This is a genomic window from Streptomyces sp. NPDC006296 (assembly GCF_040613235.1).
Lineage (GTDB): Bacteria > Actinomycetota > Actinomycetes > Streptomycetales > Streptomycetaceae > Streptomyces.
This window is the reverse complement of the sequence record NZ_JBEXRT010000010.1, coordinates 131,223-157,210: the sequence shown is the minus strand read 5'-3', so window position 1 is coordinate 157,210 and position 25,988 is coordinate 131,223. Positions and strand designations below refer to the sequence as shown.

General features: G+C 73.4%; 24 protein-coding genes. 14 read left to right on the top strand and 10 right to left on the bottom strand.

Annotation, left to right across the window (positions count from 1 at the left end; translation table 11 throughout):
- Positions 1 to 5 precede the first annotated feature (5 nt).
- The 3 genes from ABZ172_RS10030 to ABZ172_RS10020 form a co-directional block, all read right to left on the bottom strand.
- Positions 6 to 1,349 (bottom strand): glycosyl transferase, encoded by a 1,344-nt coding sequence (locus ABZ172_RS10030; RefSeq protein ID WP_356882121.1) that lies wholly within the window; start codon positions 1,347 to 1,349, stop codon positions 6 to 8.
- Positions 1,350 to 1,556: 207 nt separating this feature from the next.
- Positions 1,557 to 1,850 carry an MTH1187 family thiamine-binding protein gene (locus ABZ172_RS10025; RefSeq protein ID WP_356882119.1) on the bottom strand — a complete coding sequence of 98 codons (294 nt, stop codon included), beginning with the start codon at positions 1,848 to 1,850 and terminating at the stop codon, positions 1,557 to 1,559.
- Positions 1,847 to 2,197 carry a DUF3817 domain-containing protein gene (locus ABZ172_RS10020; protein WP_356882117.1) on the bottom strand — a complete coding sequence of 117 codons (351 nt, stop codon included), beginning with the start codon at positions 2,195 to 2,197 and terminating at the stop codon, positions 1,847 to 1,849. The genes ABZ172_RS10025 and ABZ172_RS10020 overlap by 4 nt, the downstream gene beginning before the upstream one ends.
- A 208-nt stretch (positions 2,198 to 2,405) precedes the next feature.
- Between ABZ172_RS10020 and ABZ172_RS10015 the strand changes: the two genes are divergently transcribed.
- The 4 genes from ABZ172_RS10015 (at position 2,406) to ABZ172_RS10000 (ending at position 5,052) form a co-directional block, all read left to right on the top strand.
- A complete protein-coding gene (locus ABZ172_RS10015; protein WP_356882163.1) occupies positions 2,406 to 3,038 on the top strand; it encodes an AIM24 family protein in 633 nt (210 codons plus the stop codon).
- Positions 3,038 to 3,688: an AIM24 family protein gene (locus ABZ172_RS10010; RefSeq protein WP_356882115.1), complete on the top strand. Its 651-nt coding sequence runs from the start codon at positions 3,038 to 3,040 to the stop codon at positions 3,686 to 3,688. The genes ABZ172_RS10015 and ABZ172_RS10010 overlap by 1 nt, the downstream gene beginning before the upstream one ends.
- Positions 3,685 to 4,458 (top strand): AIM24 family protein, encoded by a 774-nt coding sequence (locus ABZ172_RS10005; protein ID WP_356882113.1) that lies wholly within the window; start codon positions 3,685 to 3,687, stop codon positions 4,456 to 4,458. The genes ABZ172_RS10010 and ABZ172_RS10005 overlap by 4 nt, the downstream gene beginning before the upstream one ends.
- Before the next feature lie 114 nt (positions 4,459 to 4,572).
- Positions 4,573 to 5,052, top strand: a complete 480-nt coding sequence (locus ABZ172_RS10000) for a MarR family transcriptional regulator (RefSeq protein WP_356882111.1) — start codon at positions 4,573 to 4,575, stop codon at positions 5,050 to 5,052.
- A gap of 9 nt (positions 5,053 to 5,061) precedes the next feature.
- On the opposite strand, the gene ABZ172_RS09995 is transcribed toward ABZ172_RS10000, so the two are convergent.
- Both ABZ172_RS09995 and ABZ172_RS09990 read right to left on the bottom strand, forming a co-directional pair.
- The gene (locus ABZ172_RS09995; protein WP_356882109.1) at positions 5,062 to 6,546 is read right to left on the bottom strand and encodes a HAMP domain-containing sensor histidine kinase; all 1,485 of its coding nucleotides are present in this window, start codon (positions 6,544 to 6,546) and stop codon (positions 5,062 to 5,064) included.
- Positions 6,543 to 7,202, bottom strand: coding sequence for a response regulator transcription factor (locus ABZ172_RS09990; RefSeq protein ID WP_356882107.1), 660 nt, complete (start codon positions 7,200 to 7,202; stop codon positions 6,543 to 6,545). The genes ABZ172_RS09995 and ABZ172_RS09990 overlap by 4 nt, the downstream gene beginning before the upstream one ends.
- 118 nt (positions 7,203 to 7,320) lie before the next feature.
- On the opposite strand from ABZ172_RS09990, the gene ABZ172_RS09985 reads away from it, so the two are divergent.
- The gene (locus ABZ172_RS09985) at positions 7,321 to 7,959 is read left to right on the top strand and encodes a PepSY domain-containing protein (RefSeq protein ID WP_356882105.1); all 639 of its coding nucleotides are present in this window, start codon (positions 7,321 to 7,323) and stop codon (positions 7,957 to 7,959) included.
- Positions 7,960 to 8,396: 437 nt separating this feature from the next.
- Here the strand turns inward: ABZ172_RS09985 and meaB are convergent, their stop codons facing one another.
- Entirely contained in the window at positions 8,397 to 9,359 is a 963-nt protein-coding gene (meaB, locus tag ABZ172_RS09980; RefSeq protein WP_356882103.1) for a methylmalonyl Co-A mutase-associated GTPase MeaB, read from the bottom strand.
- Between the two features lie 28 nt (positions 9,360 to 9,387).
- Complete coding sequence (locus tag ABZ172_RS09975) at positions 9,388 to 10,590, bottom strand: acetyl-CoA C-acetyltransferase (RefSeq protein WP_356882101.1); 1,203 nt, start codon at positions 10,588 to 10,590, stop codon at positions 9,388 to 9,390.
- Positions 10,591 to 10,724: 134 nt separating this feature from the next.
- Here ABZ172_RS09975 and mce point away from each other — a divergent pair, with 134 nt between their 5' ends.
- The 7 genes from mce to ABZ172_RS09940 all read left to right on the top strand — a co-directional run bounded on the left by mce (position 10,725) and on the right by ABZ172_RS09940 (position 20,313).
- Positions 10,725 to 11,153 carry a methylmalonyl-CoA epimerase gene (gene mce / locus ABZ172_RS09970; RefSeq protein WP_356882099.1) on the top strand — a complete coding sequence of 143 codons (429 nt, stop codon included), beginning with the start codon at positions 10,725 to 10,727 and terminating at the stop codon, positions 11,151 to 11,153.
- A gap of 244 nt (positions 11,154 to 11,397) precedes the next feature.
- Positions 11,398 to 15,192, top strand: coding sequence for a polarized growth protein Scy (gene scy, locus ABZ172_RS09965; protein ID WP_356882097.1), 3,795 nt, complete (start codon positions 11,398 to 11,400; stop codon positions 15,190 to 15,192).
- 175 nt (positions 15,193 to 15,367) lie between these two features.
- On the top strand, positions 15,368 to 16,306 hold the full coding sequence (locus ABZ172_RS09960; RefSeq protein WP_356882095.1) for a cellulose-binding protein: 939 nt from the start codon (positions 15,368 to 15,370) through the stop codon (positions 16,304 to 16,306).
- A 95-nt stretch (positions 16,307 to 16,401) separates the two neighbouring features.
- Positions 16,402 to 17,409 carry an ATP-binding cassette domain-containing protein gene (locus ABZ172_RS09955; RefSeq protein ID WP_356882093.1) on the top strand — a complete coding sequence of 336 codons (1,008 nt, stop codon included), beginning with the start codon at positions 16,402 to 16,404 and terminating at the stop codon, positions 17,407 to 17,409.
- A 5-nt stretch (positions 17,410 to 17,414) separates the two neighbouring features.
- Entirely contained in the window at positions 17,415 to 18,194 is a 780-nt protein-coding gene (locus tag ABZ172_RS09950) for an ABC transporter permease subunit (RefSeq protein WP_356882091.1), read from the top strand.
- A 137-nt stretch (positions 18,195 to 18,331) separates the two neighbouring features.
- Positions 18,332 to 19,456, top strand: a complete 1,125-nt coding sequence (locus ABZ172_RS09945) for an ABC transporter ATP-binding protein (protein WP_356882089.1) — start codon at positions 18,332 to 18,334, stop codon at positions 19,454 to 19,456.
- Positions 19,453 to 20,313 (top strand): ABC transporter permease subunit, encoded by an 861-nt coding sequence (locus ABZ172_RS09940; RefSeq protein WP_356882087.1) that lies wholly within the window; start codon positions 19,453 to 19,455, stop codon positions 20,311 to 20,313. The genes ABZ172_RS09945 and ABZ172_RS09940 overlap by 4 nt, the downstream gene beginning before the upstream one ends.
- 16 nt (positions 20,314 to 20,329) lie before the next feature.
- On the opposite strand, the gene ABZ172_RS09935 is transcribed toward ABZ172_RS09940, so the two are convergent.
- Entirely contained in the window at positions 20,330 to 20,659 is a 330-nt protein-coding gene (locus tag ABZ172_RS09935; protein ID WP_356882085.1) for an ATP/GTP-binding protein, read from the bottom strand.
- Positions 20,660 to 20,873: 214 nt separating this feature from the next.
- On the opposite strand from ABZ172_RS09935, the gene ABZ172_RS09930 reads away from it, so the two are divergent.
- On the top strand, positions 20,874 to 21,905 hold the full coding sequence (locus ABZ172_RS09930) for an LLM class flavin-dependent oxidoreductase (RefSeq protein WP_356882083.1): 1,032 nt from the start codon (positions 20,874 to 20,876) through the stop codon (positions 21,903 to 21,905).
- Positions 21,906 to 22,002: 97 nt separating this feature from the next.
- Here ABZ172_RS09930 and ABZ172_RS09925 read toward each other — a convergent pair whose 3' ends face one another.
- A complete protein-coding gene (locus ABZ172_RS09925; RefSeq protein ID WP_030916014.1) occupies positions 22,003 to 22,395 on the bottom strand; it encodes an SCO5389 family protein in 393 nt (130 codons plus the stop codon).
- Positions 22,396 to 22,652: 257 nt separating this feature from the next.
- Between ABZ172_RS09925 and nucS the strand changes: the two genes are divergently transcribed.
- The gene (gene nucS / locus ABZ172_RS09920; protein WP_356882081.1) at positions 22,653 to 23,324 is read left to right on the top strand and encodes an endonuclease NucS; all 672 of its coding nucleotides are present in this window, start codon (positions 22,653 to 22,655) and stop codon (positions 23,322 to 23,324) included.
- 96 nt (positions 23,325 to 23,420) lie between these two features.
- On the opposite strand, the gene ABZ172_RS09915 is transcribed toward nucS, so the two are convergent.
- A complete protein-coding gene (locus ABZ172_RS09915) occupies positions 23,421 to 25,907 on the bottom strand; it encodes an ATP-binding protein (RefSeq protein WP_356882079.1) in 2,487 nt (828 codons plus the stop codon).
- Between the last annotated feature and the right edge of the window lie 81 nt (positions 25,908 to 25,988).

The following is a 25,988-nucleotide window of genomic DNA, read 5'->3' as shown; positions in this document are numbered from 1 at the left end:
ACGGGTCAGTCCCGTCCCGCCGGGGAGCCCGCGGCGGCCGGTGTGCCGCCCGGCTGCGGGGCGGGGGAGGCGGCGCGGGTCCGGCCGGGCGCGGGACGTGCGGCGCGCCCGCGCAGCAGGGCGGTGGACCGCGGCACGAGCGGGGCGAGGGCGGCCAGCAGGGCGAGGACCGCCCAGATCCGCTGGTGCGCGTGGGTGAGGGCCGCCAGGCAGCCGACGGCGCCGAGGAAGCACATCGCGCCGGTCACCGGGCCCCGGGCGAGCGTCAGCGTGTAGCCGACGAGCCGTCCGGGCGGCACCCGGAACAGCGCCTTGCCGTACTGCCGCAGCAGCGTCCCGTACGCGCGCCGCGACCGGCGGGCGGCGGGGTCCGTCCAGGGGGCCGAGGCCTCTTCGTCGCCCCGGGCGTCCGCGGCGCGTACGGAGCGCCAGTAGCGACCGGTCCGCGGGTTGCGCAGCCGGTGGATCTCGAAGCCGGTGGCCGTGGCGCCGGTGACGGAGTCCCGGAAGCCGCCGGCCTGACGCAGGGCGGCCACCCGTAGGACCGGGTCGCCGTCGTCGAGCAGGGGTGCCCCGTGGCGGTTGCCGGCCCGCTGGACCAGCGGGCCGGACAGCGGCCCCGGCGCCCCGGGGGCCCCGTCCGCGCAGCTCCGCGGGCCCACCACGAAGGCGACGTCCGGGTCACGGAACCAGCCGGTCCTGCGCTCCAGGGCGTCCGGCCCGGGACGCCGGCCGGCCGCGGCGCACGCGACGAGGTCGTAGGCGTCGCCGTGCTTGGCGAGCCAGGCGTTGACGTTCCCGCGCTCGGTCCCCGCCCGGTGCGGCCCGGTCCCGCGGTTCCACTCGGGCACCCCGCGGCGGGTGAAGTGGTGCACGCCGAGCTCCGCGCAGAGCATCCGCGCCTCGGGGTCGTCGCCCTCGTCGAGCAGCCAGACGTCCAGCGGTCCGGGGTGCCGCACCCGCACGGCGGCCGCCAGGGTGGCCCGCACCGCGGGGAGGGCGTCCCGGCCCGGCACGTACGCGACGAGGAGGGCGAGCCCGGTGCCGGGCTCCGGCGCCACCGGGACCGGGTCCCTGGCCACCGCCAGGGCGTACGCCACGGCGACGGCGTGGGCCAGCACGAACAGCTCGACCAGGCCGACGGCGACCAGGGCCGGCGAGTCGGCGAGCACCAGCCATCTGCACCCGCCCCCCTCACGGACCCAGTGCGTCGGCCACAGCACGTGGAGCAGCAGCGCCCCGGCGACCGCGGGGAGGACCGCCGCAAGGAGCACGGCGGCCGTCCGGTACCGCGCGGTGCGCGCCGGGCGGCGGTACCGCAGCCGGTGCCCCCGCGTGGACGGCTCCACGAGCGGGGCCGCGGTACAGCTGTCGCGATCGTGACCCTCCGACGGCATCACGCCTCCCATGGTCGGATGTGCCGGTGTCCCCACCCAAAGGGCAGGCGCGGCGCCCTGTCGACCCGGCAGGTCCGGCCGAGGGGGTTTCTTCGCCCGAACGGAAAGAGCCCCCGGATCCGGGGGCTCTTCGGGCGGGCGGCGGGTGCGGACGGGGCGTCAGCCCGCGAGGTGCCGTTCCACCGTCTCGACCTTGGAGGTCAGGCCGTCGGTGACACCCGGCCGGATGTCGGCCTTGAGCACCAGGGAGACGCGGCCCGCGCGGGCCTCGACGGCGGCGACGGCACGCTTGACCACGTCCATGACCTCGTCCCACTCCCCCTCGATCGAGGTGAACATGGCGTCCGTGCGGTTGGGCAGCCCGGACTCGCGGACGACGCGGACGGCGTCGGCGACGTACGCGCCGACGTCCTCGCCGGCACCCAGCGGGCTGACGGAGAAGGCGACGATCATGCGTTCACCGTGCCCTCGGCGCGGGCGCGGGCGGCGATGACGCCGTCGGCCTCGTACTTCTTGAGCAGCTTCTCGCCGTAGAGGCCGCCGAAGGGCACGACCGCGAGCAGGAAGAACAGGGCGACACGCTTGAGCGGCCACTTCGCCTTGACCCACACGTCCAGCAGGAACACCACGTAGATCGTGAAGAGGATGCCGTGCAGCGCTCCGAGGGGCGGCATCAGGAAGTCGATGTCCGAGACCCGCATGAGCAGCGAGCCGAAGATGAGCAGCGCCGGGAAGGACAGCGCCTCGGGAAGCGAGATGAGGCGCAGCCGGTGCAGGGCGGAAGCGGTCTTGATGTCCACGAGGGCACCTTCGGTGGGAGGGGCGTGTCGGCTTGTGAACGCAGGCACAAGCACAGCCATTGTGGCATCGGTCCCGGCCCGCGGGAGCGGGGGGTCCGGGTCCGGCCGCCGCGGCGCGTACCGGCGCACATCGGGGTGGTCCGGACGCGGGAGGGGCCGCCGGGCCCTGTCCGCCGGACCGTCCGGCGGCTAACGTCGCACCGTGGCGATGTTCCGACTCCAAGGCAGCAAGACGCTCGCCGTCGACCTCACGGGCGACGCCGTCAAGGCGAAGAACGGCTCGATGGTCGCGTACGACGGCAGGATGGCGTTCAAGAAGATGACGGGCGGCGGTGAGGGTCTGCGCGGCATGGTGACCCGCCGGCTGACCGGCGAGCAGATGGACGTGATGGAGGTGAAGGGGCAGGGCACCTGCTATTTCGCCGACCGGGCGAGCGAGATCAACCTCGTCTCGCTGCACGGTGACACCCTGTACGTCGAGGCGAGCAATCTGCTGGTCACGGACGCCGGCCTGCGCACCGGCACCTCGTTCACCGGCCTGCGCGGCGGGGCGAGCGGCAACGGCCTGTTCACCACGACCGTCGAGGGGACGGGGCAGGCGGCGATCATGTCGGACGGCTCCGCCGTGGTGCTGCGGGTGACGCCCCAGTACCCGCTGCACGTCGACCCGGGTGCCTACATCGCCCATCAGGGCAGGCTCCAGCAGCACCTCCAGTCCGGGGTGAACTTCCGGACGCTCATGGGCGAGGGCTCCGGGGAGTCCTTCCAGATCCGCTTCGAGGGCGACGGGCTGGTCTATGTGCAGCCCAGCGAGCGCAACACCGTCGGGGGCGATGTCTGATGCCGTTCCGTGAGATCAACTCGAAGATGGTCGAGGCCGAGGTGGGGCCCGGCCGGACGGTGTACAGCCAGCGCGGCGCGATGCTCGCGTACCGCGGCGACGTGTCGTTCACCCCGGACGTCCGGGGCGGGCGGGGCGGCCTGGGGTCGATGATCGGCCGGCGGGTGGCCGACGAGGCGACCCCCCTGATGACGGTCGAAGGCAGCGGCACGGTGATGTTCGGCCACGGGGGCCACCACGTCCAGGTGATCGACCTGGCGGGCGACACCCTCTACGTGGAGGCGGACCGGCTGCTCGCGTTCGACGGGACGCTCCGACAGGGCACCATGTTCATGGGCTCGCAGGGCGGGGTGATGGGCATGGTCCGCGGCCAGGTGACCGGGCAGGGGCTGTTCACGACGACGCTGGAGGGCCACGGCTCGGTGGCCGTGATGGCGCACGGCGGGGTCGTCGAGCTGCCGATCGCCCCCGGGAGGCCGGTGCACGTGGACCCGCAGGCGTACGTCGCCCACCACGGGAACGTGACCAACAAGCTGTCGACCGCGCTCGGCTGGCGCGACATGGTGGGGCGCGGTTCCGGCGAGGCGTTCCAGCTGGAGCTCAGCGGCGACGGAGCGGTGTACGTCCAGGCGTCGGAGGAGAAGCTGTGAGCACGCCGGTGGTATTCGATCCGACGACGCTGCCGTCGGACGACAACGTCAACGCGTACACCTTCTGTGTGGAGCTCACCGGGAGCCGGTGGTTCCTGCAGAAGGGCAAGATGATCGCCTACTACGGGCAGATCGCCTTCGACGGGATCGGGCACGGCCGCTTCGAGCGGCTGGTCCGCACGAGCTTCCACTCCCCGCTGCACGCGAGCGACTGGGTGGTCGCCGAGGGCAGCGGCAAGATGCTGCTCGCCGACCGGGCCTTCGACGTGAACTCCTTCGACCTGGAGGACGGCAACCTGACGATCCGGTCCGGCAATCTGCTGGCGTACCAGCCCACCCTGGCGCTCAAGCAGTCGATCGTGCCGGGCTTCCTGACCCTGATCGGCACGGGGAAGTTCGTCGCCGCGTCCAACGGCCCGGTGGTCTTCATGGAGCCGCCGCTGCGGGTGGACCCGCAGGCCCTGGTGGGCTGGGCGGACTGCCCCTCACCGTGCCACCACTACGACCACGGCTACCTGACCGGCGTGCTGGGCGGGCTGCGCTCGCTGACCGGGCTCGGCGGCGCCTCCGGCGAGGAGCACCAGTTCGAGTTCGTCGGCGCCGGGACCGTGCTGCTCCAGTCGACCGAGGTGCTGATGGCCGAACAGGCGACCGGCCGCGTTCCGCACGAGCCGGGTGTGCCGGGCGGTGGTCCGGGGGCCGGTCAACACGGCGCCTCACCCCGCACGCCCGGCCAGCTGGGGGACCTCCAGCGTCGCTTCGGTCGGTGAGCGGTACTCTGCGGAGCGTGATGTCCAGGGGGGGCACGTAGGAGGGCTCACGCGTGCCGGGATTCACACGACCATGATTCGTCCGGCTTTCAACATCTTAGGTAGAATCCGTATATGGAGAAGACCGAGACGGCCACGCGCTGGCTGACCGACACGGAGCAGTGCGCCTGGCGCACCCACCTCGACGTCAGCAGGCTGCTGACGCATCAGCTGGAGAGGGACCTCCAGCCGTTCGGCCTGACCATGAACGACTACGAGATCCTGGTCAACCTGTCCGAGTCGGACGAACAGCGGATGCGGATGAGCGATCTCGCCGCCGCCACCCTGCAGTCCAAGAGCAGGCTGTCGCACCAGGTCACCCGGATGGAGAGCGCCGGCCTGGTGCGGCGTGAGCACTGCGAGTCGGACCGGCGCGGACTCTTCGCCGTCCTCACGGAGCTCGGCGGGGAGACGATGCGGAAGGTCGCACCGCACCATGTGGATTCGGTGCGCAGGCACTTCATGGACCTGCTCTCCCCCGACGCGCTCTCCGAGCTGCACGCGGCGCTGACCCCCATCGCGGAGCACCTGCGCGGCCGGCGCGGCAAGCCGTAGCCCGTCCGTTCACCCGCCGTCGTCCGCCGGCGCCCGTCCCGTTCCGGACGGGCCCGGCAGACGCAGGGTGAACCGCGCGCCGCCGCCCGGCGCCGCGCCCACCGTGAGGATGCCTCCGTGCCGGGCGGCCACGTCACGGGCGATGGCCAGGCCGAGCCCGGCCCCGCCGTCGTCGCGGCTGCGGGCGTCGTCCAGCCGGACGAAGCGCTCGAAGATCCGGTCCCGCTCCGCCTCGGGCACGCCCGCGCCGTCGTCGGTGACCTCGATGAGCACCTCGCCCCGGGCGGCCCGTACCGAGACGGCCACCGCGGCCTCCGCGTGACGCTCGGCGTTGTCCAGCAGATTGCCCACGACCCGGGCCAACTGCCCGCGCGATCCGGTCACTTCCAGCCGTCCCTGGTCCGCCACGGACACTTCGGGCGGGATCCGGTCGGCCGCACGCCGGGAGACCTCCGCACGGACCAGCGCGCCCAGGTCGACGACCGCGCGCCCCGGCCGCTCCCCCGCGTCCAGCCGGGCGAGCAGCAGCAGGTCCGCGGCCAGGGCCTGGAGCCGTACGGTGTCGGCGACCGCCCCGGGCACGTCCAGCAGCTCCGGGTGGGCCGCCCCGACCTCAAGCTGGGTGCGGAGCGAGGCGATCGGACTGCGCAGCTCGTGCGAGGCGTCGGCGACGAAGCGCCGCTGCCGGTCGACCGAGGCCTCCAGCACGGTCAGGGTCGCGTTGGTCGTGCGGGCCAGCCGCGCGACCTCGTCCCGGGAGTCCGGCTCGGGGACCCGGCGGGCCAGGTCCTCGGACGCGGTGATCGCGGCCAGCTCCCGGCGGATGCCCTCGACCGGCCGCAGGGCGCGCCGGGTGACCAGCCAGGTCACCCCGGCGACGACGAGCAGCATGACGGGCAGCCCGGTCAGCATGGAGTTGCGCACCGTGTCGACGGCCTCCTGCTCGGCCGCGAGCGGGGCACCCGCGTGGACGGTCAGGGTGACGTCCCGGTCCGTGGTCAACTCGACCGCGGCGAAACGGTAGTCGGCCGTCTCCCCGTCCACGGTGGCGGTGCCGTTGGAGAAGTCCGGCTGGTCCGAGGACAGCTCCCCGCGAGCCGGGACGCTCCCGTCGTCGTCCCCGTCGCCGTCGTCGCCGTGGTCGCCGCCGTGGTCGTCGCCCGGCTCCGCGACGGGCGCGGACGGTGCCGGGTCGACCTGTGCCGTGCGGGTCCCCGAGATCGCCTCCAGGTCCGTGGAGACGGCCACCACCCGCCCCTCCTCGTCGGTCACCTGGACGGGGTGGACCTCCTCGTCGCCCAGCTCCAGCTCCGGGTACGCCGTCCCCAGGGCCAGCTGCCCGGCCACCTCGCGCGCGGCCACCTCGGCCTCCAGACCGGCCCGGTCCGTCAGATTGCCCCGCAGCACCAGGAGGACCGCCAGCCCGGCGACCGTGAGGGCGACGGCCACGACCAGGGTCGCGCCCAGCGCGGCCCTGGCGCGTACGGACCTCACGGTGTCTCCAGCCGGTAGCCCGCGCCCCGTACCGTGCGGATCGACGCGGCGCCGAGCTTGCGGCGCAGGGTGCTGATGTAGACCTCGACGATGTTCGGGTCGCCGTCGTACGCGAAGTCCCAGACGTGCTCCAGGATCTCCGCCTTGCTGACCACCTCGCCGGCCCGCACCACGAGCTGCTCCAGCACGGCGAACTCCTTGGCCGTGAGCACGACTTCGTCCTGACCCCGGTGGACCCGGCGGGCGGCGGTGTCCATCCGCAGCCCTCCGGCGGTCAGCACGGGCGAGGCGGAGCCGCCGCGACGGCGCAGCAGCGCCCTGATCCGGGCGACGAGCACGACGTACGAGAACGGCTTGGTCAGGTAGTCGTCGGCGCCCGTGTCGAGGCCCTCCGCCTCGTCGTACTCCCCGTCCTTCGCGGTCAGCATGAGGATCGGCGTCTCGTGCCCGGCCGCGCGCAGGGCGGCGCAGATCCGGTAGCCGTTCATCCCGGGCAGCATGATGTCGAGGACCACGAGGTCGTGGACGCCCTGGCCGGCCAGGTGCAGGCCCTCCAGGCCGTCGTGCACGACGTCGACGGCGAAGCCCTCGGCGGTGAGTCCCCGGGCGAGGGACGTGGCGAGACGCTTCTCGTCCTCCACGATCAACAGGCGCATGGGGAAAGCTTCGCAAACCCGGCCTGAAGACGGCTTCAGGTGGCTTCAGGCTGGGTTCAGCCTCCCCCGGCCAGGGTGGTTCCCGTCGCAGCACACCACCCATCGGGGAGGAACCACCATGAAGCGCAACATCGCCGTCGCCACCCTCACCGCGGCCGTACTCGTCGGCGGCGGACTCGTCACGACCGCCGCCTTCGCCGACTCCGACGACGCCGCGAAGGGCGCGAAGGACGACCGGACGGCGTCCGCGGACCGCTCCGCCGGGGACGGCGCAGCCGCCGGGAAGCCGGCGACGGCCGGCCGGGCCGGTCTCGACGAGGCCGTCGCCGCCGCGCTGAAGGCCGCCCCGGGCACCGTCACCGAGGCCGAGCGGGACGACGAGGACGGCCGTGCCGTCTGGGAGCTCGACGTGTACGGCTCCGACCGGGTCCGGCACGAGGTGACGGTGGACGCGGCGGACGGGAAGGTGCTGTCCGACCGCAAGGACGACACCACCGACGAGGGCGACGACCACGAGGGGCGCGCGGCCCGCTCCGCCGCGGTCTCCCTGGACGCGGCCGTCCGGGCGGCCCTCGACGCACGGCCGGGCACGGTGACGTCCGTGGACCTGGACGACGACCACGAGGACGACGGCCGCGCCGGGCGGACGCCGCACTGGGAGGTCGAGGTGACGGGCGGGAACGGCGAACGGCACGAGCTGCACGTGGACGCGCGGACCGGCAAGGTCACCGCGGACCGCGCCGAGTCCGACGACTGACCGTCAGCCGGCCGGGCCGGCTCGGGCCGAGCTGTCCGGTCGGCCTGCACGGCTCGGGCCGAGCCGCGGCCGAGCTGTCCGGACGGGCCGTCCGATCGGTCCTGCCGGTCGGTCCTGCCGGTCGGTCCTGCCGGTCGGTCCTGCCGTCCCGTCCAGCCTGTCGGTCCGGCCCGCCCGGTGGGTCAGGCCGGTCGGTCCTGCCGGTGGGTCGGGCCGGACCCGGCCGTCCCCACCGGTGGGCCTGTCCGCCCGCCGCCCGTCCGGACAGGCGGCGGGCAGTGACGGCGTCGCGGGATCTCCCCGCGCCGCCGGAAGCCACGCGCAGGGCGGCACGAGGAACGGGGCGGCACCGAAGAGACGGGAGCGGGCGGCACGGGGAGCGGGCGCAGGTCGTCCGCGGACCCGGGCGGGCCCCCGGACGGCCGCCCCGGGGGCCGTCAGTTTCCGCCGGTGAGCCCCGCGACCAGCTCGTCCGCCGCCGCGTACGGGTCGAGCACCCCGGCCACGATCCGTTCCGCGAGCGCCTCCAGCCGGCGGTCGCCGTGCAGATCGGCGATCCGCTCGCGGAGGGCGGTGACGGCGATCGTCTCGACCTCGCGGGCCGCACGGGCGGTGCGCCGTCCGGCCAGGACGCCGTGCTCCTCCATCCACGCCCGGTGCTTCTCCAGGGCCTCGACCACCTCGTCGAGGCCCTCGCCGCGGGCGGCGACGGTCTTCACGATCGGCGGCCGCCAGTCGCCGGGCGCACGGGTCTCCCCCAGGCCCAGCATGTGGTTGAGCTCGCGGGCGGTGGCGTCCGCCCCGTCCCGGTCGGCCTTGTTGACGACGTACACGTCGCCGATCTCCAGGATCCCGGCCTTGGCCGCCTGGATCCCGTCGCCCATGCCGGGCGCGAGGAGGACGACGGAGGTGTCGGCCTGGGAGGCGATCTCCACCTCCGACTGGCCGACCCCCACGGTCTCCACGAGGATCACGTCGCAGCCCGCCGCGTCCAGCACCCGGATCGCCTGCGGCGCCGACCACGCGAGGCCCCCCAGATGGCCCCGGGTGGCCATGGAGCGGATGTAGACGCCCGGGTCGGACGCGTGCTCCGACATCCGGACCCGGTCGCCGAGCAGCGCCCCGCCGGAGAACGGTGACGAGGGGTCGACGGCGAGGACCCCGACCCGTCTGCCCGCCTTGCGGTAGGCGGAGACCAGCGCCGAGGTCGAGGTGGACTTCCCGACACCCGGCGATCCGGTCAGGCCGACGACGTAGGCGTGGCCCGCGAGCGGTGCCATCGCCGCCATCACCTCCCGCAGCTGCGGTGAGGCCCCCTCCACCAGGGAGATGAGCCGGGCCACCGCACGCGGCCTGCCCTCACGTGCCTGCTCGACCAGGGTGGGGACGTCCACCTTCACGCGGCCTCCTCGCTCGCTCGTACGGTGTCTACTTGCCCGGTACGCGGATGATCAACGCGTCGCCCTGGCCGCCGCCGCCGCACAGCGCCGCCGCCCCGGTGCCGCCGCCGCGCCGCTGCAGCTCCAGCGCGAGGTGGAGGACCACCCGGGCGCCGGACATGCCGATGGGGTGGCCGAGCGCGATCGCGCCGCCGTTCACGTTGACCTTGTCGGAGGTGACGCCGAGGTCCTTCATGGACTGGACCGCGACGGCCGCGAAGGCCTCGTTGATCTCGATGAGGTCGAGGTCCTCGACGCCGATGCCCTCCTTCTTCAGGGCGTGCCGGATGGCGTTGGACGGCTGCGACTGGAGCGAGTTGTCCGGGCCGGCGACGTTGCCGTGGGCGCCGATCTCGGCGATCCACTCCAGGCCCAGCTCCTCGGCCTTGGCCCGGCTCATCACCACGACGGCGGCGGCGCCGTCGGAGATCTGCGAGGAGGTGCCCGCCGTGATTGTGCCGTCCCGGGTGAAGGCGGGCCGCAGCTTCCCGAGGGACTCGGCCGTCGTCTCGGGGCGGATGCCCTCGTCCTGCGCGAACAGCACCGGGTCGCCCTTGCGCTGCGGGATCTCGACCGGGGTGATCTCGGCCTCGAAGACACCGTTCTCCCGGGCGGCGGCGGCCCGCTGGTGGGACAGGGCGCCGATCTCGTCCTGCTCGGCGCGGCCCAGGCCCAGGCGGGTGTTGTGCTTCTCGGTGGACTCGCCCATCGGGATGTTCTCGTAGGCGTCCGTCAGCCCGTCGTAGGCCATCGAGTCGAGCACCTCGACCGCGCCGTACTTGTATCCCCCGCGGGACTTCGGCAGCAGGTGCGGGGCGTTGGTCATGGACTCCTGGCCGCCGGCCACCACGACGTCGAACTCGCCGGCGCGGATCAGCTGGTCCGCCAGGGCGATCGCGTCGAGACCCGACAGGCACACCTTGTTCACCGTGAGCGCGGGCACGTCCAGCGGGATCCCGGCCTTGACCGCAGCCTGGCGTGCCGGGATCTGCCCGGCCCCGGCCTGGAGCACCTGGCCCATGATCACGTACTCGACCTGGTCGCCGCCGATCCCGGCACGGTCCAGCGCCGCCTTGATGGCGACGCCTCCGAGGTCGGCCCCGGAGAAGTTCTTCAGGGATCCGAGGAGACGGCCCATGGGCGTACGGGCGCCCGCGACGATCACTGAGGTGGTTCCGGTCGTTCCTGACATGGGCGCGGCCCCTTGGGATCGGTGGTGAACGAGGGTTTACCCGAATGTACTGAGCGGTACGGCGCCCGTCATCCGGCTGTCGGTGTGATCGCGCGCACGTTGCGTAACCATCGCCGGAGCGCTGCACTGGTCCCATGCTGACGCGAATCGACCACATCGGAATCGCCTGTTTCGATCTCGACAGGACGGTGGAGTTCTACCGCGCGACCTACGGCTTCGAGGTGCACCACACCGAGGTCAACGAGGAGCAGGGCGTCCGGGAGGCCATGCTGAGGATCAACGGCACCTCGGACGGCGGGGCGTCCTACCTCCAGCTGCTGGAGCCGACCCGGGAGGACTCGGCCGTCGGCAAGTGGCTGGCGAAGAACGGCGAGGGCGTGCACCACATCGCCTTCGGTACGGCGGACGTCGACGGGGAGGCCGCGGACATCCGCGGGAAGGGCGTCCGGGTGCTGTACGACGAGCCCAGGACCGGGTCCATGGGCTCCCGGATCACCTTCCTCCACCCCAAGGACTGCCACGGCGTCCTGACCGAACTGGTCACCTCGGCCGCGGAGCACTGACCCGACCCATACCCGGCCCGGTAGAGTGGGCGGTTCCGGGCCGGGGCCGGGTCGGGGCCGCGACGCGTCCTCACCGTTGATCTGTCACCATTCCCCGGGGGACCGCTCGCCGGCGGGCGGTCCTCGTACGGAGGATTGCGACCAGGGCCGGGGTCTCCCCCTGCTCAGTGGGGCATCCCCTGCTCGAACCAAGTGGAGAGCTCGGGGAAGAAGTTGAGAGCTCGGGGAAGGATGGGACCGCGCAGTGCGGGGCTACGAGAGCCAGCAGAGCCACCGGGCTGACGACGACCATCTCTCGCGGTTCGAAGCCGAGATGGACCGGCTGAAGACCGACCGGGAGAAGGCCGTCCAGCACGCCGAGGACCTCGGTTACCAGGTCGAGGTCCTGCGCGCCAAGCTGCACGAGGCACGGCGCGCTCTGGCGATCCGTCCCGCGCACGACGGCGCGGACATCGGCTACCAGGCCGAACAGATGCTCCGCAACGCCCAGGCCCAGGCGGACCAGCTGCGCACGGACGCCGAGCGCGAGCTGCGCGAGGCCCGGGCGCAGACGCAGCGGATCCTTCAGGAGCACGCGGAGCACCAGGCCCGCCTCCAGGCCGAGTTGCACACCGAGGCGGTCCAGCGGCGCCAGCGTCTCGACCAGGAGCTGGCGGAACGCCGGCAGACCGTCGAGTCGCACGTCAACGAGAACGTCGCCTGGGCCGAGCAGCTGCGGGCCAGGACCGAGGCCCAGGCCCGCCGTCTGCTGGACGAGTCGCGCACGGAGGCCGAGCAGTCGCTGTCCGCCGCCCGCTCCGAGGCGGCCCGGCTCGCCGACGAGACCCGCCAGCGGCTCGGCTCCGAGGCGGAGTCGGCCCGCGGCGAGGCGGAGGCCACGCTGCTGCGGGCCCGCAGGGACGCCGAGCGGCTGCTGGAGGCCGCCTCCTCGCAGGCGCAGGAGGCCACCGGTCACGCCGAGCGGCTCCGCGCGACGGCCACCGCCGAGACCCAGCAGACGCGGCAGCAGACCGCGGAGCTGAACCGCACCGCCGAACAGCGCGCCCAGGAGGCCGAGACCCGGCTGCGCGAGGCCCGGCTGGAGGCCGAGAAGGTCCTCGCGGAGGCGAAGGAGGCCGCGGCCAAGCGGCTGAGCGCCGCGGAGTCGCAGAACGAGCAGCGCACCCGTACGGCCAAGTCCGAGATCGCCCGGCTGGTGGGCGAGGCCACCAAGCAGTCCGAGACGCTCAAGGAAGAGGCCGAGCAGGCCCTCGTCGACGCCCGCGCGGAGGCCGAGCGGGTGGTCGCCGAGGCCGCCGAGAAGGCCCGCACCGTGGCCGCCGAGGACGCCGCCGCACAGCTCGCGAAGGCGGCCCGGAGCGCCGAGGAGGTCCTGACCAAGGCCTCCGAGGACGCCAGGTCGACCACCAGGGCGGCCGGCGAGGAGGCCGACCGGATCCGCCGTGAGGCCGAGGCCGAGGCCGACCGGCTGCGCGGCGAGGCCGCCGAGCAGGCCGACCAGCTCAAGGGCGCGGCCAAGGACGACACCAAGGAGTACCGGGCCAAGACCGTCGAGCTGCAGGAGGAGGCGCGCCGGCTCCGCGGCGAGGCCGAGCAGCTCCGCTCCGAGGCCGTGGCCGAGGGCGAGCGGATCCGGGGCGAGGCCCGCCGCGAGGCCGTCCAGCAGCTGGAGGAGGGTGCCCGCACCGCCGAGGAGCTGCTCACCGAGGCCAAGTCCGACGCCGAGGAGCTGCGGACCTCCGCGGGCACCGAGAGCGAGCGGGTCAGGGCCGAGGCGGCCGAGCGTGCCGCGACGCTGCGCAAGCAGGCCGAGGAAGGGCTGGAACGCAGCCGCGCCGAGGCGGAGAAGCTGCGCGCCGAGGCGGAGGAGCAGGCCGCCGCCCTGACCGCCGCGGCGGAGAAGGCGGCCGGCGAGCTGCGCGAGGAGACCGAGCGCGGGGTCGAGGCCCGCAAGGCCGAGGCGGCCGAGGAGCTGACCCGGCTGCACACCGAGGCCGAGTCCCGGGTGACCGCCGCCGAGGAGGCGCTCGGCGAGGCGCGCACCGAGGCCGAGCGGATCCGCCGGGAGACGGGCGAGGAGTCCGAGCGGCTCCGCGCCGAGGCGGCCGAACGGCTGCGTACGCTCCAGGAGCAGGCCGCCGCCGAGGTGGAGCGGCTGCGTACCGAGGCGGCCGCCGACGCCGCGCGGTCCCGCGCCGAGGGCGAGACCGTGGCCGTACGGCTGCGCAGCGAGGCCGCCGCCGAGGCGGAGCGGCTGAAGACCGAGGCGCAGGAGAAGGCCGACCGGGTGCGCTCCGAGGCCGCCGCCGCCGCCGAGCGGGTCGGCACGGAGGCCGCCGAGGCACTGGCCGCCGCGCAGGAGGAGGCCAACCGCAGGCGGCGCTCCGCCGAGGAGGCGCTCGACTCCGCCCGCGCGGAGGCGGAGCAGGAGCGCGAGCGGGCCCGCGAGCAGAGCGAGGAGCTCCTCGCCTCGGCCCGCAAGCGCGTCGAGGAGGCGCAGGCCGAGGCCACCCGGCTGGTCGAGGAGGCCGAGAGCCGGGCCGCCGAGCTGGTCTCCGCCGCCGAGCAGAGCGCCCAGCAGGTGCGGGACTCCGTCTCCGGACTGCAGGAGCAGGCCGAGGAGGAGATCACCGGGCTGCGGTCGGCCGCCGAGGAAGCGGCGGAACGGACGCGGACCGAGGCCCAGGAGGAGGCGGACCGGGTCAGGTCCGACGCCTACGCCGAGCGCGAGCGGGCCACCGAGGACGCCAACCGCGTCCGCCGGGTCGCGCACGAGGAGTCGGAGGCCGCGAAGGCCCTGGCCGAGCGGACCGTGTCCGAGGCCATCACCGAGTCGGAGAAGGTGCGCTCGGACAGCTCCGAGTACAGCCAGCGGGTCCGTACGGAGGCCTCCGACGCCCTCGCGTCGGCCGAGCAGGACGCCTCGCGTGCCCGTGCCGAGGCCCGGGAGGACGCCAACCGCATCCGGTCCGAGGCCGCGACCCAGGCCGACCGGCTCATGGCGGAGGCGACGACCGAGAGCGAGCGGGTCCGCACCGAGGCCGCCGAGCAGTCCGAGCGCTTCGTCGGCGAGGCGTCCGACGAGGCGGAGCGGCTGCGGGCGGAGGCGGCGCAGACCGTCGGTTCGGCGCAGGAGCACGCGGCACGCACCCGCGAGGAGTCGGAGCGGCTGCGGGCCGACGCGGAGTCCGCCGCGGAGCAACTGCGCACGGAGGCCCGCGAGGAGGCGGACCGGCTGCTGGACGAGGCGCGGAAGGCCGCGGCGAAGCGTCGTGCGGACGCCGCCGAACAGGCCGACCAGCTCGTCGAGAAGGCCCGGGAGGAAGCGCTGCGCGCCGCCACCGAGGCGGAGGAGCAGGCCGACCGGATGGTCGGCGCCGCGCGCAACGAGGCCGTCCGGATCACCTCCGAGGCCACCGTCGAGGGCAACTCCCTGGTGGAGCGGGCCCGTACGGACGCGGACGAGCTGCTCGTCGGCGCCCGCCGGGACGCCACCGCCAACCGGGAGCGGGCGGAGGAGCTCAGGACCCGTATCGAGGGCGAGATCGAGGCCCTGCACGAGCGCGCCCGGCGCGAGACCTCCGAGCAGATGAAGACGGCGGGCGAGCGCGTCGACAAGCTGATGAAGGCCGCGACGGAACAGCGCGCGGAGGCCGAGGCCAAGGCCAAGGAGCTGCTGGCGGAAGCGAATTCGGAGGCGAGCAAGGTCCGTATCGCCGCCGTGAAGCGCGCCGAGTCGCTCCTCAAGGAGGCCGAGACCAAGAAGGCCGAACTGACCCGGGTCGCCGAGAAGTTGCGCGCCGACGCGGAGGCCGAGGCGAAGCAGACGGTCGACGAGGGACGCAAGGAGCTGGACCTGCTGGTCCGCAGGCGCGAGGACATCAATACGGAGATCTCCCGTGTCCAGGACGTCCTCGAAGCGTTGGAATCTTTCGAGGCTCCGGGCGGGGCGGGCAAGGCGTCGGGCGGCGGTGCCGCGAGCGTCAAGGCCGGTGCGGCGGCCGGTACCAGATCGGGCGGCAAGGCGTCGGACGGGTAGCGCCCCATGAGTTTCGCCATGAACATTCAACCCTTCGGATCACAAGCGCTCCGGGGGTCAGCCACTCAAAAGGGGTGTCATTCTCCATATCAAAGCGGCATCTTCACGTTGACACGCCGCTCCGGCCCCTAGGATTCCCTCTAACACCTCACCGGTCTCATTCGACAGGAACCCCATGAGCGACCCTTCCTCCCCCTTCGGCTTCGAGCTCGTGCGACGTGGATACGACCGCGGTCAGGTGGACGACCGCATCAACAAACTCGTCGCCGACCGTGACAGCGCGCTCGCCCGCATCACCTCTCTGGAAAAGCGCATCGAGGAGCTCCACCTCGAGACGCAGAACGCCCAGGCCCAGGTCAACGACGCCGAGCCGTCGTACGCCGGGCTCGGCGCCCGCGTCGAGAAGATCCTCCGCCTCGCCGAGGAGGAGGCGAAGGACCTCCGCGAGGAGGCCCGCCGCGCCGCCGAGCAGCACCGCGAGCTGGCCGAGTCGGCCGCCCAGCAGGTGCGCAACGACGCGGAGACCTTCGCCGCGGAGCGCAAGGCGAAGGCCGAGGACGAGGGCGTCCGCATCGTCGAGAAGGCCAAGGGCGAAGCGACCACGCTCCGCTCCGACGCCCAGAAGGACGCCCAGCAGAAGCGCGAGGAGGCGGACGCCCTCTTCGAGGAGACCCGCGCCAAGGCCGCCCAGGCCGCCGCGGACTTCGAGACGAACCTCGCCAAGCGCCGCGAGCAGTCGGAGCGCGACCTCGCGTCCCGTCAGGCCAAGGCCGAGAAGCGCCTCGCCGAGATCGAGCACCGCGCCGAGCAGCTCCGCCTGGAGGCCGAGAAGCTCCGCACGGACGCCGAGCGCCGGGCCCGCCAGACGGTGGAGACCGCGCAGCGCCAGGCCGAGGACATCGTGGCCGACGCGAACGCCAAGGCCGACCGGATCCGCAGCGAGTCGGAGCGCGAGCTGGCGGCGCTCACCAACCGCCGCGACTCGATCAACGCCCAGCTCACCAACGTCCGCGAGATGCTGGCGACGCTGACGGGTGCCGCGGTCGCCGCCGCCGGTGCCCCGGTGGAGGACGAGTCCGCCACCCGCGGGGTCCCCGCCCAGCAGACCCGCTGAGCGAGAGCGACAGCGCCTACAGCAGCTGTACCCCTTGCGCGCCCGGTTCCGCCCGTGTGGTGGCGCCGGGCGCGCGGCCGTTCTAGCGTGAGCCCATGATCGAGCTCGACGGCCTCACCAAACGCTTCGGCAACAAGATTGCCGTCGACCACCTGTCATGCCGGGTCAGACCGGGGATGGTCACGGGATTCCTCGGCCCGAACGGGGCGGGCAAGTCCACGACCATGCGGATGATGCTCGACCTCGACAACCCGACCAGCGGCACGGTGCGGATCGACGGCCGGCCCTACCGCCGGCTCCACGAGCCCCTCAAGCACATCGGGGCCCTGCTGGACGCCAAGTCGATGCACGGCGGGCGCAGCGCGTACAACAACCTCCTGTGCCTCGCCCAGAGCAACAACATCCCGGCCGACCGGGTCACACAGGTGCTGGACACGGTCGGCCTGAGCGCCGTGGCGCGGAAGAAGTCCAAGGGCTTCTCCCTCGGCATGGGCCAGCGGCTGGGCATCGCGGCGGCGCTCCTCGGCGACCCCGAGATCCTGATGTTCGACGAGCCCGTCAACGGACTGGATCCGGAGGGGATCCACTGGATCAGGAACCTGATGAAGACCCTCGCGGCGGAAGGCCGGACGATCTTCGTCTCCTCGCACCTGATGAGCGAGATGGCGCTGACCGCGGACCACCTGATCGTGATCGGCCAGGGCAGGCTGCTCGCGGACACCTCGATGGCCGACTTCATCCGGGAGAACTCGCGGAGCTTCGTGCGGCTGCGCTCCCCCGAGCACGAGCGGCTGCGCGACCTGCTGCACGCGGAGGGCGTCGTCGCGGTCGAGGCGGGCAACGGGACCCTGGAGATCGACGGCGAGGCCCCGGAGCGGCTCGGGGAGCTGGCCGGACGGCACGGGATCGTGCTGCACGAGCTCAGCGCCCAGCGGGCCTCCCTGGAGGAGGCCTTCATGCAGATGACGGCGGGATCCGTGGAGTACCACGCCCATTCCGACCGCACCGGCGCCCCGCCGCCCCCGGCGGGCCCGCAGTGGGGCGAGCAGTGGGACCAGCAGCAGCCCGGCGACACGGCCGGCGACCGTACGACGGGGGTGTGACAGCGATGGCATCGGTACCCGCGGTCCTGAATTCCGAGTGGACCAAGATCCGTACGGTCTCCTCGACGACCTGGACGCTGATCAGCGCCTTCCTCGTGACCGTCGCCATGGGTGCGGCTCTGAGCGCGCTGCTGAACAGCCAGTTCGACGACCTCTCCGCCGCCGAGCGGGCCACCTTCGACCCGACGTTCGTGAGCTTCTCCGGGATGGTCCTCGGGCAGCTGGCGATGGTCGTCTTCGGAGTCCTCGTGGTGGGCACCGAGTACAGCTCGGGCATGATCCGCACCTCGCTGGCGGCCGTCCCCGGGCGCGGGACGTTCCTCTTCAGCAAGATCGCGGTCGCCGGGGTCCTGGCCCTGGTCGTCGGCCTGGCCACCAGCTTCGTGACCTTCTTCCTGAGCCAGGCCCTGCTCGGGGACCGCGGCACGGACCTCGGCGCGGACAACGTGCTGCGCGCGGTCGTCGGCGGCGGCATCTACATGGGCCTGATCGCGGTCTTCTCGATGGGCGTGGCCACGATGCTGCGCAGCTCCATGCTGTCCCTGGGCATCCTGATGCCGTTCTTCTTCCTCGTCTCGCAGATCCTGTCCGCGGTCCCGGTGGCCAAGAACGTGGCCCGGTACTTCCCCGACCGGGCGGGCTCCAAGATCATGCAGGTGGTGCCGGACGCGATGAACAGCGACCCGGCGCCGTACGGGCCGTGGGCCGGGCTCGGGATCATGGCGCTGTGGGTGGTGGCGGCACTGATCGGCGGCTACCTCGTGCTGCGGAAGCGGGACGCCTGAGCGGCGCCGGGGGCGCCGGCGCTCCGCGCGACGACTTGGCCGGAACCGCCCGCGGCTGGTTATCCTCCTAACTCTTGACGGGGGCGCGCGGCAGGAGGCCTGGGCCCCGACGACGGACAAGCCGATGGGGCTGCAGAATGATCGAGGCAGTCGGCCTGACCAAGCGCTACGGCGCGAAGACGGCCGTGTACGACCTTTCCTTCCAGGTGCGGCCCGGGGCCGTGACGGGGTTCCTCGGTCCCAACGGGTCGGGCAAGTCCACCACCATGCGCATGATGCTGGGCCTGGACCGGCCGACGTCCGGGCACGTGACGATCGGCGGGCACGCCTTCCGCAGTCTGCCCAACGCCCCGCGCCAGGTGGGCGCGCTGCTCGACGCCAAAGCCGTGCACGGCGGGCGCAGCGCGCGCAACCACCTGCTGAGCCTGGCCCAGCTGGCGGGCATCCCGGCGGCGCGGGTGGACGAGGTCCTCGGCGTCGTCGGCCTGCAGGACGTGGCGAAGAAGCGCTCCCGCGGCTTCTCGCTGGGCATGGGCCAGCGGCTCGGGATCGCGGCGGCGCTGCTGGGCGACCCGCAGGTGCTGCTCTTCGACGAGCCGGTCAACGGGCTGGACCCGGAGGGCATCCTCTGGGTCAGGAACCTGATGAAGCGGCTCGCCTCGGAGGGCCGCACGGTCTTCGTGTCCAGCCATCTGATGAGCGAGATGGCCCTCACCGCCGACCACCTGATCGTGATCGGCCGCGGCCGGCTCCTCTCCGACATGAGCGTCAGCGACTTCATCTCGGCGAACTCCGCCGACTTCGCCCGGGTCCGCGTCCCGGACGGTCCGCCGGAGCACCGGGAGAAGCTGACGGCCTCGCTCACCGAGGCGGGCGGCCGGGTCATGCCGGAGCCGGACGGCGCGCTGCGGGTCACCGGTCTCCCGCTGCCCCGGATCAGCGAGCTGGCCCACGGGGCGGACGTCCGGCTGTGGGAGCTCTCCCCGCACCAGGCCTCGCTGGAGGAGGCGTACATGCGGATGACGCAGGGCGCCGTGGACTACCGCTCGACGGAGGACGCCAAGGAGGGCCTGCAGCCCCCGCCGCCCCCCTACGGCCACCCCGGTCCCGGACAGCCCTACCCGGCGCAGCAGCCCCCGCCGGAGGTCCCGCAGCAGGGCTGGTACGCCCCGCCGCCCCCGGGACAGAACCCGTACGCCGCACCGGCACCCGCACCCGCCGCGGAGCAGCCCGCGCCCACCACCGACGAGGACCCCCGATGACGATGCCTCCGCCGCAGGCGCACCAGGCCCCCGAGCAGCAGCCGGCGGGCCCGGGCGGTACCGCCGGCCTCTACTCCTCGCCGATCCCCGTGCGGACCCCGGGTCTCGGTGACGCGATCGCGTCCGAGTGGACGAAGATCCGCTCGGTGCGCTCCACGATGTGGACCCTCGGCGTGATGATCGTGCTGCTGATCGGCATCGGGCTGCTCACCGCGCTCGTGGTGAGCCTGTCGGACGCCCCCATGGACGACACCCCCGTGCTCACGCTCGGCTTCTTCGGTGTGCTGCTCGGCTCGATCTGTGTGATCACTCTCGGAGTGCTGACCATCGCGTCGGAGTACAGCACCGGCATGATCCGTACGACGCTGACCGCCTGCCCCAGCCGGGCGCGGATCCTGGTCGCGAAGTCGGTCGTCTTCTTCCTGCTCACCTTCACGATCACCACGGTGACCACCGGGATCGTCGGCGTGCTCCAGACGGCCATGCTGGACGGCGCCACCCCCGACACCGGGTTCTGGCTGCGCTCCACGGTGGGGATCGGGCTCTACGTCGCCACCCTCGGGCTGCTGTCGCTCGCCGTCGGAGCGATCGTCCGGCACTCGGCGGGGGCCATCACGATCATGATCGCGGTGGTGCTGCTCCCGCTGGTCCTGGCGATGTTCATGTTCTCGCCGTCCCTGGCCTCGGTGCGGAAGGCGCTGTTCGAGTACTCCATCCCCAACCAGATCGGCGCGATGTACAACGTGTCGGTCGCGGCGTCGGGTCCGTCGGGCTGGGATCCGCTGTGGATCGTCGTCGGCGTGACGGCGGTGGCCATGGCCGGCGCCTTCGCGGCGCTGAACGGCCGGGACGTCTGACGCGACGGCGTCCCGCTCAGTGGCGCGGGGCGTTCCTGGACCGCTGCACCCGGGTGGTGCGGCGGTCCTTCGCGTTCCAGCAGGCCTTGTGCCAGTGCCTGCGGTCGTCGACCCCGCCGTACTCGGACCAGGCGACGAGGTGCGGGACCCCGGACGGGATCTCCTGGTCGCAGCCGGGGCAGCGGTAGCGCTTGCCCGCGGCGCTCGCGCCGCTCACCGGGCGCACCGACCACTCCTCGCCCTGCCAGCTCTCGGTGAGGCCGCCCCCGCCGTACCGTTCACCCGCACCCGCTGCGTTGCCGGTGGGACTCTCGCCGCCTCGGGGGCGGTTGCGGCGCGGGGACACGGGACACCTCACGGGGCCGGAACGGGCATAACGTCCCGTCCAGCCTAGAGGCATCGGCTGTGGACAGAGGGGCGTGCGGGGCCGGTGAGCACTGGAGGGGCGGGTGGGTTACCGGAAAATCGCAACAACTTCGCCGTGGACCGTGCCTTTGGCACGTGTCAGACGTTGTTGCCGGTAGGGGGAAGCCGCGTCAGCCGTAAGGAGGCAGTAGGCGATGCGCGTAGGAACATTCGTACTGGCGGCCCAGTTCCCGGGCCAGGGACAGGGCGAGGCCCTGCACCGGGCCGTCCGGTCCGCCGAGGTCGCGGAGGAGTCGGGACTCGACTCCGTCTGGCTGGCGGAGCACCACTTCGTGCCGTACGGGGTGTGTCCCTCGGCCACGACGCTGGCCGCCCTGCTGCTCGGCCGCACCCGCAGGATCCGGGTGGGCACGGCGGTGAGCGTCCTGCCCAACCAGCACCCGGTGATGCTCGGCGAACAGGCCGCCCTGCTGCACCTGACCAGCGGCGGACGGTTCTCCCTCGGGGTCGGGCGCGGCGGCCCGTGGGTCGATCTGGAGGTGTTCGGCGGCGGTCTCGACGCGTACGAGACGGGCTTCCCCGAGGCGTTGGACCTGCTGCTGGAGTGGCTGGCCTCGCCGCGGGTGGCGGGCGGCGGGGAGCGGTACGGCTTCCGCGAGGTCGCGGTGGTCCCCCGGGCAGACGAGCTCCTCGGGGACGGCCCGCCGGGGCCCGAGGTGGTCGTCGCGTGCACCTCGCCGAAAAGCGTGAAACTCGCCGCCGAGAAGGGTTTGCCGATGCTCCTGGGGATGCATTGCGGCGACGAGGAGAAGGCCGGCATGGTCGCGCTGTGGCGTTCGGCCGCCCGTGAGGCCGGCCAGCCGGCGGAGGTCGTGGAGCGGGTAGCACATGTGTCCGCAGGGGTGGCCGAGATCGCCGACCGTCCCGCCGACGCCGTGGAGACGCTCGTGAAGGCGATGCCGGGGTGGCTGAGGCAGGGGCTCGGCGCCCATGTGACGGTCGACGGCCGCCATCGGGTGATGCGCGACCCCGTCGCGTACACGGAGTTCCTGTGCGGGATGCATCCGGTGGGCCCGCCCCGTTTCGCCGCGGACCGGCTGGCGGCCACGGCGGAGCGCACGGGCATCACCCGCTTCGCCCTCATGGTGGAGGGCTCGGGCGATCTCGCGGCGACGGAGACGAATGTGCAGCGGCTGGGCACGGAAGTGCTGCCGTTGCTGAAGTGACCCGTTCACGCTGGTCGTCCTGGTGGTGCGGTGGTACGGGAGCTGCCGCTCCGGAGCCAGTTGCACCTCCCGCGGCCCGAAGCGGCAGCAGAAGCGTTCAGCAGTCCCGTAGTTCGGGCGACTGGTTGAGCAACTGGCCCCTCACCGAGGTGAATCGGGCAAGGCGCTCGTCGACCGAGGCGTCCAGCGGGAACACCGCGACGCGGTGGCAGTTCTGGAATGCGAGGCGCACTCCGAAGTGCCGCTGCAGTGCGCCGCGTATCGCATCACTCGCGAGCGCGCGCAGCAGCTGACCACGTGCCTGCTCGTCCGGCGGCGGCGTCTGGTTGTCGGCGAACTCTCCGCCGTCGACCTTCAGCTGTGCCACCAGAGAGCTGATCATCTCCCATGCGAAGGGCAGGGAGGTCCGGACGCAGTCGACGAAGTCGGCTTCGTCGACCTCGCCTCGCTCGGCCTGTTCCAACAGCGCCGGTGAGACGTCGAGCGACATGGGTTCTCCTCTCGCGACCCCGACGGGTGACCGGGGTCTTACGGGCAGGGCGGGGCGGCGACGCTGCGTACACAGACGGCGACCTCCTGCTTACACGGTAAGGGCGCAGTCCGGGCCGCACCAGGAGATTGGGACCACAACCGGCCACCAACGAACGGTCGCAAAGAGGGGCAAGCCCGATCGGCGTCCGTCAGGGGGGTGCCGGGGCGGGTGCGGGAATCGCGTGGACCACCGGTCGTCGAGTAGCGTTGCCGACCATGCGTCTCGTCATCGCCCGTTGCTCCGTCGACTACGCGGGCCGGCTCACTGCCCACCTGCCCTCCGCCCCCCGTCTGATCCTGGTGAAGGCGGACGGCAGCGTCTCGATCCACGCCGACGACCGGGCGTACAAACCTCTCAACTGGATGTCCCCTCCGTGCACCCTGAAGGAGGGCGCCGACGACAGCGAGGGCGTCTGGACCGTGGTGAACAAAGCGGGCGAGAAACTGATCATCACGATGGAGGAGGTCCTCCACGACTCGTCCCACGAGCTGGGTGTCGACCCGGGGCTCATCAAGGACGGGGTGGAGGCGCACCTCCAGGAGCTGCTCGCCGACCGCATCGAGACGATGGGCGAGGGCTACACCCTCATCCGCCGCGAGTACCCGACGGCGATCGGCCCGGTCGACATCCTGTGCCGGGACGCGGACGGCGCGACGGTGGCCGTGGAGCTGAAGCGGCGGGGCGACATCGACGGGGTGGAACAGCTGACCCGTTATCTGGAGCTGCTCAACCGCGATCCGCATCTGGCCCCGGTGCGGGGGGTGTTCGCGGCGCAGGAGATCAAGCCGCAGGCGCGGGTGCTGGCGACGGACCGCGGGATCGGGTGTCTGGTCCTCGACTACGACGCGATGCGCGGCATCGAGGACGACAAGCTGCGGCTGTTCTGACCCGGGGCGGGTGCGGGGGCCTCCCCCGGTGCTCCGCGTACGGCAGCTGCCCCCCGGCGGCCCGGATCTCCGGGCCGCCGGGGGGTTTTCGCTCTCTCAGGCGGTCGGCGTGGTGCCGGAGGTCTCCCCGCCGGGCGCGTCGACGGTCGCCGATGCGGTGGCCGACTCGGCCGGTCCGCTCGCCGAGTTGGAGGTCTCCGGCTCCGTGGTGGGGTCCGGGGAGGTCGGGTCCGGCGGTGTCGGGTCGGTGGTGGGGTCCGTGGGCGTCGGTTCCGTGGGGGGCGGGGTGGTCGTCGGCTTCGGCGGACCGCTCGTCGGCGACGGGTCCTTGGTGGTCGGCCCGCTGCTGGGGCTGTCGCCGGACGGAGACTCCGAGGTCGGGCTCGCCCCGGGCTCGGACGTCCCCGGCGACGGGGACGTGCCGGCGGACGGGGTGGACCGGTCCGATGCGCTGGGAGCGGGCGCGCCGCCGGTCGTGCCGCCCTCGGTGGCCGGGCCGTCGACCGGGTCGTCCGCGGAGGGGCCGGCCTCGCCGTCGTCCTCGTTCACGGACTGCTCGGTCGTGGAGTTCCGTCCTTCGGGGTCCTCGTTCCCGGAGGTGGCCCCCAGGGTCACGACCGTGCCGAGCACGGCCGCCAGCAGCGCTCCCGCGCCGACCGCGACCAGGTTGCGCCGGGCGCCGCCGAGGATTCCGCCGCGCCCGGCGGGCGGGCCGGGCGGCGGTCCGTGCGGGGCGATCACGGTCGCCGAGGTGTCGGTCAGCCGGGGGAAGAGCGGCTTCACCGCCGGGGTGCCGCGGGGCGGTGTGGCCCGCTCGTCGTGGTGCGGCACCATCGGCACCTCGTCGGCCGCGAGGGTGCTGAGCACGGGTTCGCCCGAACGGTCCGCGACGAGGGCGAGCGCCCGGCGCCCGACCACCGCGCCGGGCTTGTCGGCGAGGGCGCCGCGCATGCCGACCGACGTCTCCAGCTCTGCGCGGGCCCGGTCCAGATGGCCGGTGCAGAGGGCGAGGATCCCCAGCTCGTGGTGGAAGTACGCCTCCTCGGCGACCTCGCCGGCGATCCGGGCGGCCTCCTGGCCCGCTCGGAGGGCCTTCTCCCAGGCGCCCCACTGCATCCCCGCGGCGAACGCGGGGGCGGCGCTGCGGGCCAGCAGGACGGCCACACTGGCCTGTCCGGGGGCCTCCCCCGGGACGAGGCGGGCCATCGAGGCGAGGAGGGCGTCCGATTCGGCGATCGCGCGTTCCGGGGTGACCGAGGGGTGTCCCGCCCACCAGGCGTAGTGCTGGGCGGCGCTGCGGGCGTGGCTGTCGGCGTCCTCGCCGTAGCCGCTCGCCTCCAGCTGGTTCAGGACCCCGGCGGCCAGCCGGTAGCGGGATCCCGCCGGGGAGAGCAGGCCGCACAGGGCGAGTTCGCCCAGCGCGGCGTCGGCGTGGGTGTCGCCCACGAGCGCCGGCAGATGGGCCTGGTGCGGCACCTCGCCGCCGAGCGCGACGGCGAAGCCCAGGGTGGCGCGGGCGGCCTCGCTCAGCCGTGAGGCGAGCAGGGCGGCGGGCGCCGCTCCCTCGCCGAGGCTGGGCAGCGGGAGGGTGCGCCCGGTCCGGCCGAAGGGCGCGTCGTCCGGTTCGTCCGCGTCACCGTCGCCGCCGGCGCCGTCGGAGGACGCGTCCCGGCCGGCGCGCAGGTCGTCGCGCTGCCGCAGCAGGGCGCCCGCCTGGACGAAGCGCAGCGGCAGCCCCTCGGACTCGAACCAGAGGTCTCCCGCCCAGTTCGCCTCCTCGTCGGTGAGCGGGCGTTCCACGACGTGTTCCATGAGCTCGATGGAGGCGCTGCGGCCGAGACCGGTGAGGAAGACCTCTTCGAGGTTCGCCTCGGCCGCGGGGGACGGCACGTCGGGGGTCGTGGCGAACAGGAACGCGCATTCGGGGGTGGCGTCCAGCAGCTCCTGGAGCGGGGCGCCGCCCAGCTCCAGGTCGTCGACGACGACGACGGCGCCGACGCCGTGGAGGAGCGCGAGGAGTCGTTCACGGTCGGGGCGGTGCAGCGGGGCGCGGAAGACGGCGTCGAACAGCCCGTACAGCAGGTCCGTGACGGTCCGCCTGTGTCCGGAGAGGCGCACGACGCCGTCGGGGGCCAGGGCCGCGCAGTCGGCGGCCACCGCGTCCAGCAGGGCCGTGCGGCCGGATCCGGCGGGTCCGGTGAGGCACACCGAGCGCCCCCGGGCCAGCAGGCGTTGCAGCCGGTCGCGCTCGTCCCGGCGTTCCAGCAGGGGCGTCTGCGGCGCGGGCGGCCCCGGCGGGACCGGCGGCGCTGCGGCACGCTCGCGCTCCACGCGCCGGGCGGCGGTGTGCCGGACGGGCGCGTCGGGCTGTTCGCCCGGCCTGCACGGCTCGATCTCGCTGCCGTCGACCGGGTTGACGGTGAGCAGGAAGTCGCCCGATATCAGCTGCACCGTCCGCGCCTGCTGCGGCGCGGGGTGCCCGAAGTCGGGTGTCAGCGGGTCACGGGACTGCCGTCGCCGCGCCCCGTCGTCACCGGAGTGGCCGTCGCCGTTCTCTTCCGGTCCACGGTTGGTCGGGTCCATCGTCCAAGTCCCCCAGACGCGCAGCGCGCTGTTGCCCCTTCCGGCCTCACACGCCCCGCTGTCGCTTCCGGTCCGGTGTCC

Excerpts from the sequence above, each read along its gene's own strand:
- ABZ172_RS10025 (WP_356882119.1), bottom strand. The coding sequence starts at position 1,850 with ATGATCGTCGCCTTCTCCGTCAGCCCGCTGGGTGCCGGCGAGGACGTC.
- ABZ172_RS10015 (WP_356882163.1), top strand. The coding sequence starts at position 2,406 with ATGTTCCGACTCCAAGGCAGCAAGACGCTCGCCGTCGACCTCACGGGC.
- ABZ172_RS10010 (WP_356882115.1), top strand. The coding sequence starts at position 3,038 with ATGCCGTTCCGTGAGATCAACTCGAAGATGGTCGAGGCCGAGGTGGGG.
- ABZ172_RS10000 (WP_356882111.1), top strand. The coding sequence starts at position 4,573 with ATGGAGAAGACCGAGACGGCCACGCGCTGGCTGACCGACACGGAGCAG.
- ABZ172_RS09990 (WP_356882107.1), bottom strand. The coding sequence starts at position 7,202 with ATGCGCCTGTTGATCGTGGAGGACGAGAAGCGTCTCGCCACGTCCCTC.
- ABZ172_RS09985 (WP_356882105.1), top strand. The coding sequence starts at position 7,321 with ATGAAGCGCAACATCGCCGTCGCCACCCTCACCGCGGCCGTACTCGTC.
- ABZ172_RS09975 (WP_356882101.1), bottom strand. The coding sequence starts at position 10,590 with ATGTCAGGAACGACCGGAACCACCTCAGTGATCGTCGCGGGCGCCCGT.
- mce (WP_356882099.1), top strand. The coding sequence starts at position 10,725 with ATGCTGACGCGAATCGACCACATCGGAATCGCCTGTTTCGATCTCGAC.
- ABZ172_RS09960 (WP_356882095.1), top strand. The coding sequence starts at position 15,368 with ATGAGCGACCCTTCCTCCCCCTTCGGCTTCGAGCTCGTGCGACGTGGA.
- ABZ172_RS09955 (WP_356882093.1), top strand. The coding sequence starts at position 16,402 with ATGATCGAGCTCGACGGCCTCACCAAACGCTTCGGCAACAAGATTGCC.
- ABZ172_RS09950 (WP_356882091.1), top strand. The coding sequence starts at position 17,415 with ATGGCATCGGTACCCGCGGTCCTGAATTCCGAGTGGACCAAGATCCGT.
- ABZ172_RS09945 (WP_356882089.1), top strand. The coding sequence starts at position 18,332 with ATGATCGAGGCAGTCGGCCTGACCAAGCGCTACGGCGCGAAGACGGCC.
- ABZ172_RS09940 (WP_356882087.1), top strand. The coding sequence starts at position 19,453 with ATGACGATGCCTCCGCCGCAGGCGCACCAGGCCCCCGAGCAGCAGCCG.
- ABZ172_RS09930 (WP_356882083.1), top strand. The coding sequence starts at position 20,874 with ATGCGCGTAGGAACATTCGTACTGGCGGCCCAGTTCCCGGGCCAGGGA.
- ABZ172_RS09925 (WP_030916014.1), bottom strand. The coding sequence starts at position 22,395 with ATGTCGCTCGACGTCTCACCGGCGCTGTTGGAACAGGCCGAGCGAGGC.
- nucS (WP_356882081.1), top strand. The coding sequence starts at position 22,653 with ATGCGTCTCGTCATCGCCCGTTGCTCCGTCGACTACGCGGGCCGGCTC.
- ABZ172_RS09915 (WP_356882079.1), bottom strand. The coding sequence starts at position 25,907 with ATGGACCCGACCAACCGTGGACCGGAAGAGAACGGCGACGGCCACTCC.